The organism is Roseivivax isoporae LMG 25204, from assembly GCF_000521865.1.
Lineage (GTDB): Bacteria > Pseudomonadota > Alphaproteobacteria > Rhodobacterales > Rhodobacteraceae > Roseivivax > Roseivivax isoporae.
In genome coordinates, this window is sequence record NZ_JAME01000021.1 from 44,652 (window position 1) to 60,953 (window position 16,302).

Consider the following 16,302-nt stretch of genomic DNA (forward strand, 5'->3'; position numbering starts at 1 on the left):
GCGCCCGGTCGCAGAGGAGAGCGCGCCCTATCCGGAGAGGTAGCAACGCCCGCGCCCCGCATAGGGCGCGCGGCGCGCCCTATGCTTCGGAAGACGGGCCGACTATGCGCGCGGCGGTGCCCATGGCCGTTCGATGCGCGTCCTTATCCCTCTGTTATTTTGCGATTTTTCAAGTGCCGGGCGAGATCTCGAGCATCCATCAACGGGTGGCCGGGGCCATGAAACACGCAGACTTCTCCACGCTCGACACACATCACGTCTTGCCCGCGGGCACGCGGCGGACGCTGACCACGACACCTCTCTTCGGTCTCGACCTCGTCGATGCCACGGCGGAGGTCACGATCCGCGCGCTCCTGTCGCCGGGGCGGCGGCGGGTGCACTTCGTGAATGCGCATTGCATCAACGTGGCGGCGCGGGACGCGGCCTATGCCCGGGCGCTGCGCACGGGCGACGTGCTCCTGCCCGACGGGATCGGGATCGAGCTGGCTGCCAGGATGGCCGGCCGGTCCCTGACGGAGAACCTCAACGGCACCGACCTGACCCCGCGCCTGCTGGCGGCGGCGGCACGGGCCGGCCTGTCGGTCTTCCTGTTCGGAGGGCGCCCGGGGACAGCGGAGGCCGCGGCCGACCGGCTCTGCCGGGATATCCCGGGCCTCGTGGTGGCCGGCTGCCGCGACGGGTATGCCGGCGCCGCCGATCCGCGCGCCGCGATCGCCGAGATCAACGCCTCGGGCGCCGACATCCTGATCGTCGCCATGGGCGTCCCGCGCCAGGACACCTGGCTCGCCGACCATGCGGACTTGTTGAAGCCCCGCCTGACGCTTGGCGTCGGCGCGCTGCTCGACTTCCTCGCGGGCAACGTCGCGCGCGCGCCGCGGCCGCTGCGCCGGGCGCGGCTCGAATGGGCCTGGCGTCTGGCGATGGAGCCGCGCCGCATGGCGCGGCGCTACGTCGCGGGCAACGCGGTCTTCCTGCTGCGGGCGGCGCGGCATGCCACGATGCAGCCGCAGGCCCAGGCGCTGGCGAAGCGGGCGCTCGACCTCGGGCTCGCGGCGCTGGCGCTGGTACCGCTGGCGCCCGTGTTCCTGCTGACCGCGCTCGCCGTGACGCTGGACAGCCGCGGCCCGGTCCTGTTCCGGCAGATACGTGTGGGCCGGGACGGGCAGACCTTCGAGATGCTGAAGTTCCGCTCGATGCATGTCGATGCCGAGGCGCGGCGCGGGGCGCTCGAGGCGCAGTCGGACCGGAGTGGCCTCTGCTTCAAGTCCCGCTCGGATCCGCGGGTCACGCGGGTCGGACGCATCCTGCGCCGGTACTCGCTCGACGAATTGCCGCAGATCCTGAACGTGCTGCGGGGGGACATGGCGATCGTCGGACCGCGTCCGGCCCTGCCTGCGGAGGTCTCGGCCTATCCCGACCGTGCCCGCGCGCGGCTGCGGGTGCGGCCGGGCATCACCGGCCTCTGGCAGGTGTCGGGACGCGCCGATATCGGGTTCGACAAGATGATCGACATGGACCTGTCCTATGCCGCGCGCCCGAGCGTGCTCATGGACCTCGTGCTGATCGGCCTGACGGTCCGGGCCGTTCTCGGAGGGCGGGGCGCCTACTGACGCCCTGCCGGTGCCGAAGGCTATCCCGATGGGTAGGCGCCATAAGCATCTGCGCCGTCGCTGCGGCGGGGGGCGCATGGCATCGTTCGCGTCGTTCACCGGCACCACGGAATCGCGATGCGCCTCGTTCACCCTCATCCGTCTTCGGCCGCATCGGCAGCGACACGTCCGTCGGGCGGGCAGGGCGCCAGGCTGTCGCCCGGTGCGTGGGTCCGGGCGGCCGTGGCAGTGGCCGCCATCGCCGCGCTCGCGGTCACGGCGTGGATGCTGGTGCGCGAGGCGAGCGGCCGGTTCGACGCGCTCGCCGAGGCGCAATCGGACAATGTCCAGTGGGTGCTCGCGCAGGTCGAGGTGGAATACCTCGCTCTCGACGCGCAGCTCCTCAGGGCGGAAACCGAGGGCCGGGCAAGCCTTCCCGACCTGCGGCTGCGGTTCGACATCTTCTACAGCCGGATCGACATGCTGCGCAAAAGCCGGGTCTACGCCGCGCTCCGCGCCCATGCGGATTACGAGGCGGCGCTCGACACCGTCTGGTCGGCGGTCGCGGCGAGCGTGCCGCAGATCGATGCTGGCGACGCCGCCCTGGTCGCCGCGCTGCCGGACCTCGGCCGGCGCATGCAGGCGATCCGCGGCGACGTCCGTGCGATCGGGCTGACCGGGATCGCCCATTTCGCCGAAGCCTCCGACCTGCGGCGCACCGGGTTCCTCGACACGCTGCGGGACCTCGCGTCGCTCACGCTGGCGCTGCTTGCGGGGCTCATGCTGCTCGTCGCGGTGCTCTGGCGCGCCCTGCGCGTGCTCGATGGCCACGCCCGCGATGCGCGCCTGTCGGCCTCGCGCCGGGCCGCCGTCGTGTCGTCCTCGCTCGACGCGGTGATCGTCGCGGACGGCACCGGGCGCATCATCGAGGCGAACGCGGCGGTCGAGGCCGTCTTCGGCTACGCGCCGGGCGACCTCGTGGGCCGGCAGATGGAGGAGACGATCGTTCCCCCCCACCTGCGCGACCGTCACCGCAGTGGGATGGCGCGCTATGCCGCGACCCGCGCCCCGCGCGTGGTTGGCGCGGGCCGCGTCCAGCTCGAGGCGCTGCACCGGGACGGGCACACCTTCCCGATCGAGCTGTCGATCGCCGCCGCGCAGAGCGTCGACGGCGAGATCTTCGTGTCCTTCCTGCGCGACATCACCGAGCGCGTCGCGGCCGAGCGGGAGCTGCGCGAGGCGCGCGACCGGGCGGAGGCGGGCGAGCGGTCGAAGTCCCGGATGCTCGCGACCATGAGCCACGAGATGCGCACGCCGCTGAACGGCCTGCTCGGCACGCTCGAACTGCTCGAGGACACGCCCCTCGACCCGACACAGGCGCGCTATCTCGGGGTCATGCGCAGCTCGGGCGACGTGCTCCTGCACCACATCAACGACGTGCTGGACATCGCGCGTCTCGACGCCGGCCGGATGCGCCTCGAGGAGCAGTGCTTCGCGCTGAACCCGTTCCTCGAGGCCATCGCCGCGGCGCAGGAGCCGCTCGCGGAACAGGCGGGCAACACCCTGACGGCGAGCGGGCTCGACGGAAACGACCACGTGCACGGCGACCCGGTGCGGTTGCGGCAGATCCTGCTGAACCTTCTCGGCAACGCGATCAAGTTCACCGAGGGCGGCACCGTCGCGCTCGAGGCCGAGCGGCTGCCGGACGGCGACCTCGTGGAGCTCCGCATCCTCGACACCGGCCTCGGCATCCCCGAGGACCAGCAGGAGCGCATCTTCGAGGATTTCGTGACGCTCGACGCCTCTTACGGGCGGGTGCACGGCGGCACGGGCCTCGGCCTCGGCATCGTGCGGCGCACTGTGGCGGCGCTCGGCGGGACCTTGGGCGTCGAGAGCGAGCCGGGCGAGGGTAGCCTGTTCTGGGTCCGCCTGCCGCTGCCTGCCGCCGCGCCGGGCACCGCGGCCCCGTCGCGCGCCCTGCCGGCCGGGTCTCCGCCGCGCAGCCCCCGCCGCGACGTCCTGATCGTCGAGGACAACGCGGTCAACCGCATGATTCTGCGCGAGATGCTGGAAGGGCTCGGCCATTGCGTGACCGAGGCACATGACGGGCAGGCCGGGATCGAGGCGGCAGCGGAACGCCCCTTCGACCTGATCCTCATGGACATCAGCATGCCGCGGATCGACGGCGTCACCGCCGCGCGGAGGATCCGTGGCGGGCAGGGCGCCTGCCGCGACACCCCGATCGTGGCGCTGACCGCCCATGCCATGCCCGAGGAACTCGCCCGCTTCGCCGCGGCCGGCATGGCCCGCACGATCGTGAAGCCCGCGACGCGCGCCGCGCTGGCGAGCGTTCTCGCCGACCCCTCTGCGCCTGTCCCGTCGGAGGACGCCCCGCGCGGCGGCGCCGCCGCGGCGCCCGCACCCGCGGCGGACCCGATCGACGCGGCCGTCATGGCCGAGTTGCGCGAGATGCTGGCGCCCGCGGCCTTCCGGGCGCTCTGCGCCGATTTCGTGACCGAGGCCGATGCGGCGATCGCGTGGCTGACGGGGCCCGGCGCCGCGGCGGCACCGCGGGCGGACCTCGCCGCGCGCGTGCACACGCTCGCGGGGGGATGCGGCATGGTCGGCGCCGCCGCCTTGCGCTGCGCGCTGTCCGATCTCGAGACCCGGCTGAAGACGGCACCCGGACCCGTCCCGGCCTCTGCGCTGTCCGGTCTCGCGCCCCTCTGGGCCGGAACACGTCCCGTCCTTGCCGCGTCGGCCCGCGGGCTTCCCGAGCCGCCCCCACGCGATCAGACCTCCCGCGCCGATGACCTGGCGCATTGCTGACCGGAGACCGACAGAATGCGGATCCTCATCGCCGACGACCACAACCTCGTGCGCGACACGATCGCGGCCTTCCTCTCCTCGGAAGGCGGCGCCGTGACCGACACGGCCTCCGACCTGCAGGGCGCGCTCGACAAGGCGGTCGGCGCGGAACCCTGGGACCTCGTGCTTCTCGACTACGCGATGCCCGGAATGGACGGGCTGAAGGGCCTCGACCGGATGCGCGCGGCGGTGGGCGAGGTTCCGGTCGCCATCATGTCCGGCACCGCGTCGCGGCAGGTCGCCGGAGAGGCGCTGGCGCAGGGCGCGATCGGCTTCGTGCCGAAGACGCTCGGCGCGAGATCCCTGATGAACGCCATCCGCTTCATGGCGGCGGGAGAGAGCTACGTCCCGGTCAGCCTGCTGCACTCCGCCGCCGAGGCGCCCGCTTGCGGCATCGCGGCGCAGCTCAGCAACCGCGAGCGGCAGGTGCTCGACGGGCTCTCGCGCGGCGCCTCGAACAAGGAGATCGCGCGCGAACTCGACCTCCAGGAGGTGACGATCAAGCTCCATGTGAAGACCCTGTGCCGCAAGCTCGGCGCCAGGAACCGCACGCACGCCGTCATGATCGCGCGGGACGCGGGCATCGGCTGACGCTCGTCACACATGCCGACGGCGCGCCGCACACATGCCGACGGCGCGCCGCGGGGTCGCAACCGAACGGCCGTTCCCGTCGGTTCGCACGAATCACGCGCCGGCGCCGGCGGCGCCTTTTGCCGCGGGGCGTCCACGCGACCCGCGGCCCACACTGGTCGCCGACCACGCATGCCACCGCGCCGGGCGCGGAAAACCGCAGGGTGCGGCGGCCGCTGAGACCGGCGGTCGCCCGGGGACCCGGTAGGTCAGAGCTGCTCGACCATCACCTCGTCCTGCTCGTAGAAGGCGATGTAGCCCGCGATCCTCTCGGCGCCGGCCTTCGGGTCCTCGTAGGTCCAGGCGGCGTTCTCGTAGGTCTTGCTCTTCGACATGATCGAGAAGTAGTTCGCCGTCCCCTTGCGCGGACAGGTGGTGGTGTGGTCGGTCCGGTCGAGAAGCGCCATCGCGATGTCGGCGCGGGGGAAGTAGATCACTTCCGCATGGCCCTTCTCGCTCAGTTCCAGCGCGTTCGCGGATTCGCCCAGCACCGCGCCGCCGGCGCGCACCACCCAGGTCCCTTCGGCAGGACGGATCCTGATGTCGTCGCTCATCTGTGTCTCCCTGTCTTGTCCGGTTCCATTGACCCCTCGAAGGTCACGGGAACATGTCAGATCGGTGCCGTCGCCCGGTCGAGCCAGTCCGCCACGTCGCCCTCGACGAGCGGCGCCAGCCGCGCGCGGCAGGTGGCGTGGTAGGCGTCGAGCCAGTCGCGCTCGGCCTGTCCCAGCATCTCGGCCACGATCAGGCGGCGGTCGATGGGGACATATGTCAGCGTCTCGAACGTCAGCATGTCGGGAACGGTTCCACCGGGCAGGTCCGGGGCCTCGCGCACCACGACCAGGTTCTCGATCCGGATCCCGTAGGCCCCCTCGCGGTAGAAGCCGGGCTCGTTCGACAGGATCATCCCGGGCTCGAAGGGCACGGTGCCGGTGCGCGCCAGGCGCTGCGGTCCCTCGTGCACGCAGAGGAAGCTGCCGACGCCGTGGCCGGTGCCGTGGGCATAGTCCTGCCCGGCCTCCCAGAGCGCCACGCGCGCTACGGCGTCGAGGTCGCGCCCGGCCAGGCCCCGCGGCCAGCGCAGGCGCGAGATCCCGATCATGCCGCGCAGGACGCGGGTGAAGGCCGCGCGCTCCTCCGCTCCCACCGCCCCGACCGGGACGGTCCGGGTGATGTCGGTGGTGCCGTCCACGTATTGCCCGCCCGAGTCGACGAGGAGGAGGTGTCCCTCCTCGATCCGCGCGTTCGTCTCGCGCGTCACGCGGTAATGCACGACGGCGCCGTGGGGCCCGGTGCCCGCGATCGTGTCGAAGCTGATGTCGCGCAGGGCGTTGGTCCGGCGGCGTTCTGCCTCGAGCCGCGTGACGACGTCGATCTCGGTCAGGCTGCCCGGGGGCTGCGCGTCGAGCCAGGCGAGGAAACGGACCATCGCGGCGCCGTCGCGCAGGTGCGCGTCCCGCGCGCCCGCGATCTCGGCCTCGGTCTTGCGCGCCTTGGGCAGGAGGCAGGGATCGGGCGCCTCGCGCAGGTCCGCTCCGGCGCCGGCGAGGATGTCCGCCACCGCGACGGGGCAGGTCGCGGGATCGATGCGCACCGGGCCCGCGAGCGCCGCGAGCGCGGGGGCGAAGTCCTCGGGCGCGGCCACCGCGATCCCCGGTCCCAGGTGCTCGCCGAGACCTGCGAGCTTGCCGGGCGCCACGAACAGCGTCACCCGTGCGTCCGCGTGCAGGACGGCGAGCGCGTGCGGCACCGGGTTTCGCGGAATGTCCGAGCCGCGCACGTTGAGGAGCCACGCGATCGAATCGGGCTGCGTCAGAACGCAGGCCGCGGCATCTCCGAGCGCGTCGGCCATCTCCGCGATCTTCTGGCCGTGGTCGCGGCCCGCCAGGTCCGCGGGCTGCGCCGAGAGGGCGCCCATGGGCGGGGCCGGCTGGTCCTCCCAGATCCGGTCGACGAGGTTGTCGGTGCGCGCGAAGCGCACCGGCGCCGCGCTTTCCTCGAGCCGCCGCAGGCCCTCGACCGTCACGAGCCAGGGATCGAAGCCCACCTGGCCGCCCTCGGGCAGCGCCGCGGCGATCCACGATCCGAGCGAGGTCTCGGGCCAGTCCACGGGCGTGAAGTCCGACGCCACCTGCGCGCGCACCTGGACCCGGTAGCGCCCGTCGACGAAGACCCCTGCGCGGTCCGCCAGGGCCACGCAATGGCCGGCCGAGCCGGTGAAGCCCGTGAGCCAGGCCAGCCGGTCGTCCCGCGGCGCCACGTACTCGCCCTGGTACATGTCGGCGCGCGGCACGAGGAAGCCGTCGAGGCCTGCGCGCGCCATCTCCGCGCGCAGGCGCGCGAGGCGCGGCGGCCCCTGTTCGGGGCGCGCGGTGATCTCGAAGGTCTGGAACTGCGTCTCCCTGTCGTCTCTCACCGCACGTCCCCGCTTCTTCTTGGCAAAAATATCCAAGCCCGCCCGGCCCGCCCGCGCGACGCAGAACGGGGCGCGGGCGCTCCACGCCGCGCGGGGGGCCGGGGGCGCAGCCCCCGGCGCGTCGGCTCAGCCGGAGGCCGAGACGAAACTCCGCTCACGAGGCGCGCCGCATGCCCATGACGCGCGCCCGCGACCGCGGGTCGCTGTCGAAGAGCGAGGCGAGCTGCTCGGTCATGGCGCCGGCCAGCTGTTCCACGTCGGTGATGGTCACCGCGCGGTCGTAGTAGCGCGTCACGTCGTGGCCGATGCCGATGGCAAGGAGTTCCACCTGCCGCTTGCGCTCGACCATGGCGATCACGTCGCGCAGGTGTTTCTCGAGAAAGTTGGCCGGGTTCACCGACAGGGTCGAATCGTCCACCGGCGCGCCGTCAGAGATCACCATCAGGATCTTGCGCGCCTCGGCGCGGTTCACCAGGCGGCGGTGCGCCCATTCCAGCGCCTCGCCGTCGATGTTCTCCTTCAGCAGGCCTTCCTTCATCATCAGCCCGAGATTGGCGCGGGCGCGCCGCCACGGCGCGTCGGCCCCCTTGTAGATGATGTGGCGCAGGTCGTTCAGGCGGCCCGGCTGCTGTTCCCGGCCGGCGTTCAGCCACTTCTCGCGGGCCATGCCGCCCTTCCAGGCGCGCGTGGTGAAGCCCAGGATCTCGACCTTGACCGAGCAGCGCTCGAGCGTGCGGGCGAGCACGTCGGCGCAGATCGCCGCGATCGAGATCGGGCGGCCGCGCATGGAGCCGGAATTGTCGAGGAGCAGCGTCACGACGGTGTCGCGGAACTCCATGTCCTTCTCGACCTTGAAGCTGAGCGGCGTCGTCGGGTTCGCCACGACACGCGCGAGGCGGCCGGCATCGAGGATGCCTTCCTCGCGGTCGAATTCCCACGAGCGGTTCTGCTGCGCCTGCAGGCGCCGCTGCAGCTTGTTGGCGAGGCGCGAGACCGCGCCCTTGAGCGGTTCGAGCTGCTGGTCGAGATAGGCGCGCAGGCGTTCGAGTTCGGCCGGGTCGGCGAGCTCCTCGGCGCGGATCTCCTCGTCGTGGGCGGAATCGTAGATCGTGTAGTTCGGATCGGCATCCGAGACCGGCGCGGGCGGGGGCGGCTCGAGCGGCGCCTCGCCGTCGGGCATCTCGGTCTCCTCGCCGAGTTCCTGGTCTGCCATGTCGTCCATGGACACCTGCGCCTGGCTCGCGTCCTGGGTGTCCTCCTGGCTCTGCTCGGGGCTCGCCTCGGGATCCTGTTCGCCCTCGTCGTCCTGGCCGGTCGAATCGGGGTCCTGTTCCTCCTCGGCGCCGTCCTCGGCCTGGTCGTCGGCCTGGTCGTCGATCTCGTCGGGATCGTCCCCAAGCTGGTCGCCGTAGCCGAGGTCGGTGATGACGCGGCGCACGAGCTTGGCGAACGCGGTCTGGTCGGTGATCGAGCCCGAGATCGTGTCGAGTGCGCCGCCCGCCTCGCGTTCGAGGTGCCCGCGCCAGAGCTCCATCACGTTGCGCGCGCCCTCGGGCAGGTCGCGGCCGGTGGCGAGGTGGCGCACGAGGTAGCCCGCGGCGGTGGCGAGCGGCACGTCGGCGGCGTCGCGCACCTCGGCATAGCCCTTGCGCGCCGCCTCGTGGCTGATCTTGGCGTCGATGTTGCCCGCGGTGCCGGGCATGTCGCGTGCGCCCATGGCCTCGCAGCGCGCGGTCTCCATCGATTCGAAGATCTCGCGCGCCATGTCGCCCTGCGGAGCGTAACGCGCGTGGGTACTCGCGTCGTGATAGCGGCGGTGCAGCGCCAGCGCGTCGGCGGTCCCGCGTGCGAGCAGCACCTCGTCCGGGGTCAGGCGGCGCGACACCTGCGGCAGGCGCATCGCGTCCCCGGACACGCCCGACGGATCGACCGAGTAGCTGACCGTCAGGTCGGGGTCATGCGCCATGACCTTGGTCGCTTCGGCGAGCGCCTTCTTGAACGGATCTGCCGGGTTGTCGGAGCTTTTGACCATGGATTCCTTGTCCAACGTCGCCGCGCGAAGTGCAAGGGGGCGCGGGTTCGGGGCCCGTGCCGCCGCGGACGCGGTTCCTCGGGCAGTTATCATTACATGTCAGTGCCTTGGCTGCGATTTCGCGCTCAGCCTGCGCCGAGGAGGAGCGACAGGCAGCGGGCGCGGTGGTCGCGTGCCGCCGCGGCGGCGAGCCGCGCGCGCCGGTGGTCGGCATGGAAAGCCGCCATCCGCAGCAGGAACGCCTGGTGCGCCTTGGCCTCGATCCGCGCGGCGCGGGTCGCGGGCGGCAGGACGCCGGACCCGGGCAGCGCGGCGTCGGTCAGGACGTCGAAATCGCGCTTGAGCCGGGCGAGGCGGGTGTCGTGTCGCCCGGTCAGCCAACCCTGTTCGATCGTCGCGGCGAGCCGACCCGCGCATTGCGCGAAGAGCGTCGAGGGATCCTGCGGTGCCGCCCCGAGCGGAGCGGCAAGCAGGCAGGTTGCAGCAAGGAGGCGAAGGGCGTTCTGCATGGCGGGACAGGGTGCGGCGAACCTCGTGAAGGTCCCGTTGACGCCGCGCCCGGCTCGGGCCGCGGAGGGGCGGATGCGCGTTTTCGGGCTTTGCTTTTGGAACGGTGGCCTCTACGCCTCGGTTCCATGAAGATCCTCTTTCTCGGAGACGTGATGGGCCGGGCCGGACGCGAGGCGATCGCCGCCACGCTGCCCGGGCTCAAGCGCGACTGGTCGGTCGATTTCGTCGTGGTGAACGGCGAGAACGCGTCGAACGGCGCGGGCCTGACCGCGGACCACGCCAAGGTGCTGTTCGAGGCCGGGGCCGATTGCGTGACGCTCGGCGATCATGCCTTCGACCAGAAGGACATGCTGCAGGCGATCGAGGCAGACAGCCGGATCCTGCGACCGCTGAACTACGCCAAGAGCGCGCCTGGCAGGGGGCACCGGCTGTTCAGCGACGCGCGGGGGCGCAAGATCCTCGTCCTGCAGGCGCTGGGGCAGGTGTTCATGAAACGCCCCTTCGACGATCCGTTCTCGGCCGTGGACGCCGTGCTGAAGGCGCACCCGCTGGGCGGGCAGGCGCAGGCGGTGCTCGTGGACATGCATTGCGAGGCGACGTCCGAGAAGATGGCGATGGGGCATTTCTGCGATGGCCACGCCAGCCTCGTCGTCGGCACGCACACGCACATCCCGACCGGCGACGCGCAGATCCTGCCGGGCGGTACCGCCTACCTGACCGATGCGGGCATGTGCGGCGACTACGATTCGGTGATCGGCATGGAGAAGTCCGAGCCCCTGCGCCGCTTCATCACCGGCATGCCGAAGGCGCGGTTCCAGCCGGCCCTGGGCGAGGCGACGCTGGCCGGCGTGCTGGTCGAGACCGACGATCGCAGCGGCAAGGCCACGTCGATCCGGATGATCCGGACCGGCGGGCGGCTGCAGGCGGCGCTGCCGTGATGCGGGAGCCCGTGCGACCCTTGTGCAGGGCGTGCCGACCCGACATGATGCCGCGGATGCGCAGGCGACAGGCTGACGGACGGCGATGGACTTTCTGAGTTTCGGCCAGGAGACGCAGGCCTACATCACCCTCGGCGTCATCCTCGTCATGTTCGCGCTGTTCGTGAGCGAGTTCTACCCGACCGAGGTGGTGGCCGTGGGCGGGGTGGGCGTGCTGCTGGCGCTGGGCGTGCTGCCCTACGACGCCGCGCTCGATGTGCTGGCGAATCCCGCGCCCTGGACCATCGCGACGATGTTCCTCGTGATGGGGGCGCTCGTGCGGACGGGGGCGCTCGACTACTTCACGACCTATGCGCAGGCGGGGGCCGAGAAGCGGCCCAGGATGGCGCTCGCGGGCATCATGGCGCTGGTGGTGGTCGCCTCGGCCTTCATGAACAACACGCCCGTCGTCGTGGTGATGCTGCCGATCTTCGTGCAACTCGCAAACGTGATGGGGCTGTCGCCATCGAAGCTCCTGATGCCGCTCAGCTACGGCGCGATCCTCGGGGGCACGACGACGCTGATCGGGACGTCGACGAACCTGCTGGTCGACGGGGTGGCGCGCAGCCGCGGGCTCGAACCCTTCTCCATCTTCGAGGTCACGCCGCTCGGCATCGTGCTCGTGGCGTGGGGGATGCTCTACCTGCGGTTCGTGGGGCCGTGGCTCCTTCCCGACCGGGCAAGCATGGCGGGCATGCTTTCGGACCGCAGCCGCATGAAGTTCTTCACCGAGGCGGTGATTCCGCCGGATTCCAACCTGATCGGCCGCGAGGTGTTGGGCGTGCAGCTGTTCAAGCGCGACGGCGTGCGGCTGATCGACGTGATCCGCGGCGACACCTCGCTGCGCCGCAACCTGCAGGGCGTGACGCTGCAGGTGGGCGACCGCGTGGTGCTGCGCACGCAGATGACCGAGCTTCTGAGCCTGCAGCGCAACAAGTCGCTGAAACGCGTCGACCAGGTGTCGTCGGTCGAGACGAGTACCGTCGAGGTCCTGATCACGCCGGGATGCAAGATGGTGGGCCGGAGCCTCGGGGCGCTGCGGCTCAGGCGGCGCTACGGCGTCTACACGATCGCCGCACACCGCAGGAACCAGAACATCGGCCGGCAGCTCGACGAGCTGGTGGTGCGGGTGGGCGACACGCTGCTGCTCGAGGGGGCGCCGGGCGACATCAAGCGGCTGTCCGAGGAAATGGCGCTCGTGGACGTGAGCCAGCCGTCGGCGCGTGCCTATCGCCGCGGACATGCGCCGATCGCGCTGGGCGCGCTCGCGGGCATCGTGGTGCTGGCCGCGCTCGGGGTGGCGCCGATCCTCGCGCTGACGGTGATCGCGGTGGCCGTGGTCCTGCTGACGCGGTGCATCGATTCCGACGAGGCGTTCTCGTTCGTCGAGGGTCAGCTCCTGGCGCTGATCTTTGCCATGCTGGCGATCGGTGCCGCGCTGGAGAGTTCGGGAGCGGTCGAGCTGATCGTGAACGCCGTCGCGCCGCTCATCGGCGAGCTGCGGGGGGTCTTCATCATCTGGGCGGTGTTCCTGCTGACCTCGGTGCTGACCGAGATGGTCAGCAACAACGCTGTGGCAGTCGTGATCACGCCGATCGCGATCTCGCTCGCCGACGCGCTGGGGATCGATGCGCGGCCGCTGGTGGTCGCGGTCATGGTGGCGGCCTCGTGCAGCTTCGCCACGCCGATCGGCTACCAGACCAACACGCTGGTCTACGGGCCGGGGGGCTATTCCTTCAGCGACTTCCTCAAGTTCGGCGTGCCCTTAAACCTGTCGATCGGGGTCCTGTCGGCGCTCATCATCCCGTTGATCTGGCCGCTCAATCCGTAAGGCGCCGGGCGCGCGCTGTCACCGCGCGTTGACATCGAGGGGCCGTCGCGCCGGGCGCGGTGCGGCCCTCAACATGTTGATGAAAAACGTCTCTCGCACGCCTGCCTGCGGCTCACGGGCGGGTGTTCCGGCACCGGGCAGCGTACGCTTCCCCTGCACTTGATTTAAGGTCTGTCCGTCAAGGTTGACGACGTGTCGAAGGTCGGCACCCCCCGGATGTCCGGCATGCGCGTCATGGCGGCGGCGGGGTGCAATCCAAGCTGGAGACAACGATGAGCCTCATCACGCCGCAAGACCGCATGGCCGAGCTCGAGGCAGACCGGAATGCCATCGCCGAGATCGTGCGCACGATCCGCATCGAACTGACGCAACTGCGCGCGCGCGCCGTCAACGGCGAACTCGGCAACCCGACGGAGGCCGTGAAGGTGCTGGCCGACGTCAAGTTCTGGCTGCGCGCGGCGCGCGAGACCGAGCTCGAACTGCAGAAGATGAACAAGGAACGCGCGGGTATCGCCCATGACTATGCCATCGATCTCGACCGCGCCCGCGCGGATCTGCGTTGCCGACTTGATCGGCTCCGATCCTGCTGCAAGCAGTGACGCGTTTCTCGACGGTCTCGACGAGGGGGCGCTGCTGGCGCTGCCCTACCTGTTCGAGTTCTGGGCCCACGACCACCAGCTGCCCCCGCCGGGCGAGTGGCGGTCATGGGTGATCCTGGGCGGCCGCGGCGCGGGCAAGACGCGCGCCGGGGCCGAATGGGTGCGCAGCATGGTCGAGGGCTCACGCCCCCTCAGCGCGGGGCGGTGCCGCCGCCTGGCGCTGGTGGGCGAGACGCAGGACCAGGTGCGCGAGGTGATGATCCATGGCGACAGCGGGATCCTGGCCTGTTCGCCGCCCGACCGAAGGCCGCTCTGGCATGCCGGGCGGCGTTGCCTGATCTGGCCGAACGGCGCCGAGGCGATGGCCTTTTCCGCCCACGATCCTGAGGGATTGCGCGGGCCGCAATTCGACGCCGCCTGGGCCGACGAACTGGCAAAGTGGCGGCGGGCGCAGGGCACCTGGGACATGCTGCAGTTCGCCCTGCGCCTTGGCACCGCGCCGCGGGTCTGCGTGACCACGACGCCGCGCAACACCGGCGCCCTCAAGCGGCTCCTGGCGGCGCCGTCCACCGTGGTCACCCATGCACGGACCGAAGCCAACCGTGCGCACCTGGCGGCGTCGTTCCTCGAGGAGGTCCGCGCACGCTATGCCGGCACACGGCTCGCGCGGCAGGAGCTTGACGGCGTGCTGGTCGAGGATGCCGAGGGTGCGCTCTGGACGCGGGCGATGCTCGAGCGGGCGGCGGTCGCCACGGCGCCGGTCTGCACGCGGGTTGTGGTGGCGGTCGATCCGCCGGCCACGAGCGGGGCGGGGGCCGATACCTGCGGGATCATTGTCGCGGGGATCCATCCGGGCGGGCAGGGGCCGCGGGACCTGCGGGCCGTGGTGCTGGAGGACGCAAGCGTGCAGGGAGCCTCACCGACCGGCTGGGCGCGGGCCGCGCTCGACGCCATGGCGCGCTGGCAGGCCGAGCGCCTGGTGGCCGAGGTCAACATGGGCGGCGACATGGTGGAGGCGGTGATCCGGCAGGTCGATCCGCTGGTGCCGGTGCGGCCGGTGCATGCGACGCGCGGCAAGGTCGCGCGGGCTGAACCGGTGGCCGCGCTCTACGAGCAGGGGCGGGTGACGCACCTGCCGGGGCTCGAGGCGCTCGAGGACCAGATGTGCCAGATGACGACCGGCGGGTTCGAGGGAACGGGCAGCCCCGACCGCGTTGACGCGCTGGTCTGGGCGCTGAGCGACCTGGTGTTGCGCGGGGCGGGAGCCGAGCCGCAACTGCGCACGCTCTGAGGAGGCCGGCTTAACGCCTCTTTCATAGGGTCCTTCGTGTCGGGGCCGAAAGGACCCGATCGCGGGGCAGCCGGCCGACATGCCGGCGGGCGGCAGTGACGAAGCGAGGAGCTCTCGATGGTTCTAGACCTATTCCGGCAGCGGCAGGATGCAGGGCCGGGCGACCGAAAGGCGAGCGCCACGGGACCGGTCGTGGCCCATGCGAGCCTCGGCCGCGTCGCCTGGAGTGCCCGCGACACGGTCTCGCTGACACGGACCGGATTTGCCGGGAACCCGGTCGGCTTCCGGGCGGTCAGGCTGATCGCCGAGGCGGCCGCGGCGCTGCCGCTCGTGCTGCAGGATGCGGCGCATCGCTACGACGTACATCCGCTCCTGTCGCTGATGTCGCGTCCGAACCCGGCGCAGGGGCGGGCCGAACTGCTCGAGGCGCTCTATGGCCAGCTCCTGCTGTCGGGAGACGGCTATGTCGAGGCGGTGACGGACGCGGCCGGTGTCCCGTTCGAGCTGCACGTGCTGCGGTCGGACCGGATGCGGCTGGTGCCGGGGCCCGACGGCTGGCCGGTGGCCTACGAGTACCGGGTGGGCGCGCGCGTGCACCGCTTCGACGTGACGGGACCGGTGGCGTCGATCTGCCACGTGAAGAGCTTCCATCCCCAGGACGACCATTACGGCCTGTCGCCGCTGCAGCCGGCCGCGGCGGCGATCGACGTGCACAACGCGGCCTCGCACTGGTCGAAGGGGCTGCTCGACAACGCCGCCCGGCCCTCGGGCGCCATCGTCTACAAGGGCGCGGACGGGCAGGGCGGGCTGTCGCCCGAGCAGTACCGGCGGCTGGTCTCGGAGATGGAGAGCTACCACCAGGGGGCGCGGAACGCCGGGCGGCCGATGCTGCTCGAGGGCGGGCTCGACTGGAAGCAGATGGGTTTCTCGCCGTCGGACATGGAATTCCAGAAGACCAAGGAGGCGGCGGCGCGCGAGATCGCGGTGGCGTTCGGGGTGCCGCCCATGCTGCTCGGCATTCCGGGCGAGGCGACCTACGCGAACTACCAGGAGGCGCACCGGGCATTCTATCGCCTGACGGTGCTGCCGCTTGCCACCCGGGTGGCGGCGGCGCTCGGGCACTGGCTGTCGGCGCATGCGGGCGAGGCCCTCGACCTCAAGCCCGATCTCGACCAGGTGCCGGCGCTGGCGGTGGAGCGCGACGCGCAATGGCGCCGCGTGTCCGAGGCCGATTTCCTCACCGTTTCCGAGAAGCGGGCGCTGCTGGGCCTGCCGCCGCTTGCCGATGCGGATGCCGCGGAGGTGCACGATGCCTGAGCCGCGCGCCGCCTACGACGCGTTCGACTGCGCGCCGGGCCTCAGGCTCGAGGCACACGAACGGCTGTCGAAGCTGCATTTCGAGACGCTTTCCGCCCGGCTCGACCGGATCGAAGCGGTGATGGAGCGGCTGGAGCGCAGGCTCTGGCTCACGGTCTACGGCGTGGTCGGGGTCATCCTCGCCCAGGCGTTCCAGAGCGTGCTGACGGTCAGCCCGTGAGCCCGCGCCAGAAAGGACGGAT

At 71.4% G+C, this 16,302-nt stretch carries 13 protein-coding genes; 9 read left to right on the top strand and 4 right to left on the bottom strand.

Annotated elements, in window-relative coordinates:
- The first annotated feature begins 218 nt into the window (after positions 1 to 218).
- The 3 genes from RISW2_RS14000 to RISW2_RS14010 all read left to right on the top strand — a co-directional run bounded on the left by RISW2_RS14000 (position 219) and on the right by RISW2_RS14010 (position 5,048).
- Positions 219 to 1,610 (top strand): WecB/TagA/CpsF family glycosyltransferase, encoded by a 1,392-nt coding sequence (locus RISW2_RS14000; protein WP_051492045.1) that lies wholly within the window; start codon positions 219 to 221, stop codon positions 1,608 to 1,610.
- A 222-nt stretch (positions 1,611 to 1,832) separates the two neighbouring features.
- Entirely contained in the window at positions 1,833 to 4,418 is a 2,586-nt protein-coding gene (locus RISW2_RS14005) for a hybrid sensor histidine kinase/response regulator (RefSeq protein WP_162164331.1), read from the top strand.
- 15 nt (positions 4,419 to 4,433) lie between these two features.
- Positions 4,434 to 5,048: a response regulator gene (locus RISW2_RS14010; protein ID WP_043772278.1), complete on the top strand. Its 615-nt coding sequence runs from the start codon at positions 4,434 to 4,436 to the stop codon at positions 5,046 to 5,048.
- A gap of 248 nt (positions 5,049 to 5,296) precedes the next feature.
- Here RISW2_RS14010 and RISW2_RS14015 read toward each other — a convergent pair whose 3' ends face one another.
- From RISW2_RS14015 to RISW2_RS14030, 4 genes are all read right to left on the bottom strand, one after another.
- Positions 5,297 to 5,641 (bottom strand): DUF427 domain-containing protein, encoded by a 345-nt coding sequence (locus RISW2_RS14015; protein WP_043772279.1) that lies wholly within the window; start codon positions 5,639 to 5,641, stop codon positions 5,297 to 5,299.
- Positions 5,642 to 5,697: 56 nt separating this feature from the next.
- The gene (locus RISW2_RS14020) at positions 5,698 to 7,503 is read right to left on the bottom strand and encodes an aminopeptidase P family protein (protein ID WP_043772281.1); all 1,806 of its coding nucleotides are present in this window, start codon (positions 7,501 to 7,503) and stop codon (positions 5,698 to 5,700) included.
- 154 nt (positions 7,504 to 7,657) lie between these two features.
- A complete protein-coding gene (gene cobT / locus RISW2_RS14025) occupies positions 7,658 to 9,535 on the bottom strand; it encodes a cobaltochelatase subunit CobT (protein ID WP_043772283.1) in 1,878 nt (625 codons plus the stop codon).
- Positions 9,536 to 9,660: 125 nt separating this feature from the next.
- Positions 9,661 to 10,044, bottom strand: a complete 384-nt coding sequence (locus RISW2_RS14030; RefSeq protein WP_051492047.1) for a hypothetical protein — start codon at positions 10,042 to 10,044, stop codon at positions 9,661 to 9,663.
- A gap of 126 nt (positions 10,045 to 10,170) precedes the next feature.
- Here RISW2_RS14030 and RISW2_RS14035 point away from each other — a divergent pair, with 126 nt between their 5' ends.
- The 6 genes from RISW2_RS14035 to RISW2_RS14060 all read left to right on the top strand — a co-directional run bounded on the left by RISW2_RS14035 (position 10,171) and on the right by RISW2_RS14060 (position 16,280).
- Positions 10,171 to 10,983 (top strand): TIGR00282 family metallophosphoesterase, encoded by an 813-nt coding sequence (locus RISW2_RS14035; protein WP_043772285.1) that lies wholly within the window; start codon positions 10,171 to 10,173, stop codon positions 10,981 to 10,983.
- Positions 10,984 to 11,068: 85 nt separating this feature from the next.
- Positions 11,069 to 12,853: an SLC13 family permease gene (locus tag RISW2_RS14040; protein ID WP_043772287.1), complete on the top strand. Its 1,785-nt coding sequence runs from the start codon at positions 11,069 to 11,071 to the stop codon at positions 12,851 to 12,853.
- Between the two features lie 272 nt (positions 12,854 to 13,125).
- Entirely contained in the window at positions 13,126 to 13,452 is a 327-nt protein-coding gene (locus RISW2_RS14045; protein WP_043772290.1) for a hypothetical protein, read from the top strand.
- A complete protein-coding gene (locus RISW2_RS14050; protein ID WP_084615399.1) occupies positions 13,376 to 14,743 on the top strand; it encodes a DNA-packaging protein in 1,368 nt (455 codons plus the stop codon). The genes RISW2_RS14045 and RISW2_RS14050 overlap by 77 nt, the downstream gene beginning before the upstream one ends.
- 117 nt (positions 14,744 to 14,860) lie before the next feature.
- The gene (locus tag RISW2_RS14055) at positions 14,861 to 16,060 is read left to right on the top strand and encodes a phage portal protein (RefSeq protein ID WP_043772291.1); all 1,200 of its coding nucleotides are present in this window, start codon (positions 14,861 to 14,863) and stop codon (positions 16,058 to 16,060) included.
- Positions 16,053 to 16,280, top strand: coding sequence for a GTA head formation protein, RCAP_rcc01685 family (locus tag RISW2_RS14060; protein WP_043772293.1), 228 nt, complete (start codon positions 16,053 to 16,055; stop codon positions 16,278 to 16,280). Before RISW2_RS14055 ends, RISW2_RS14060 begins: the two co-directional genes overlap by 8 nt.
- The last annotated feature ends 22 nt before the right edge of the window (positions 16,281 to 16,302 follow it).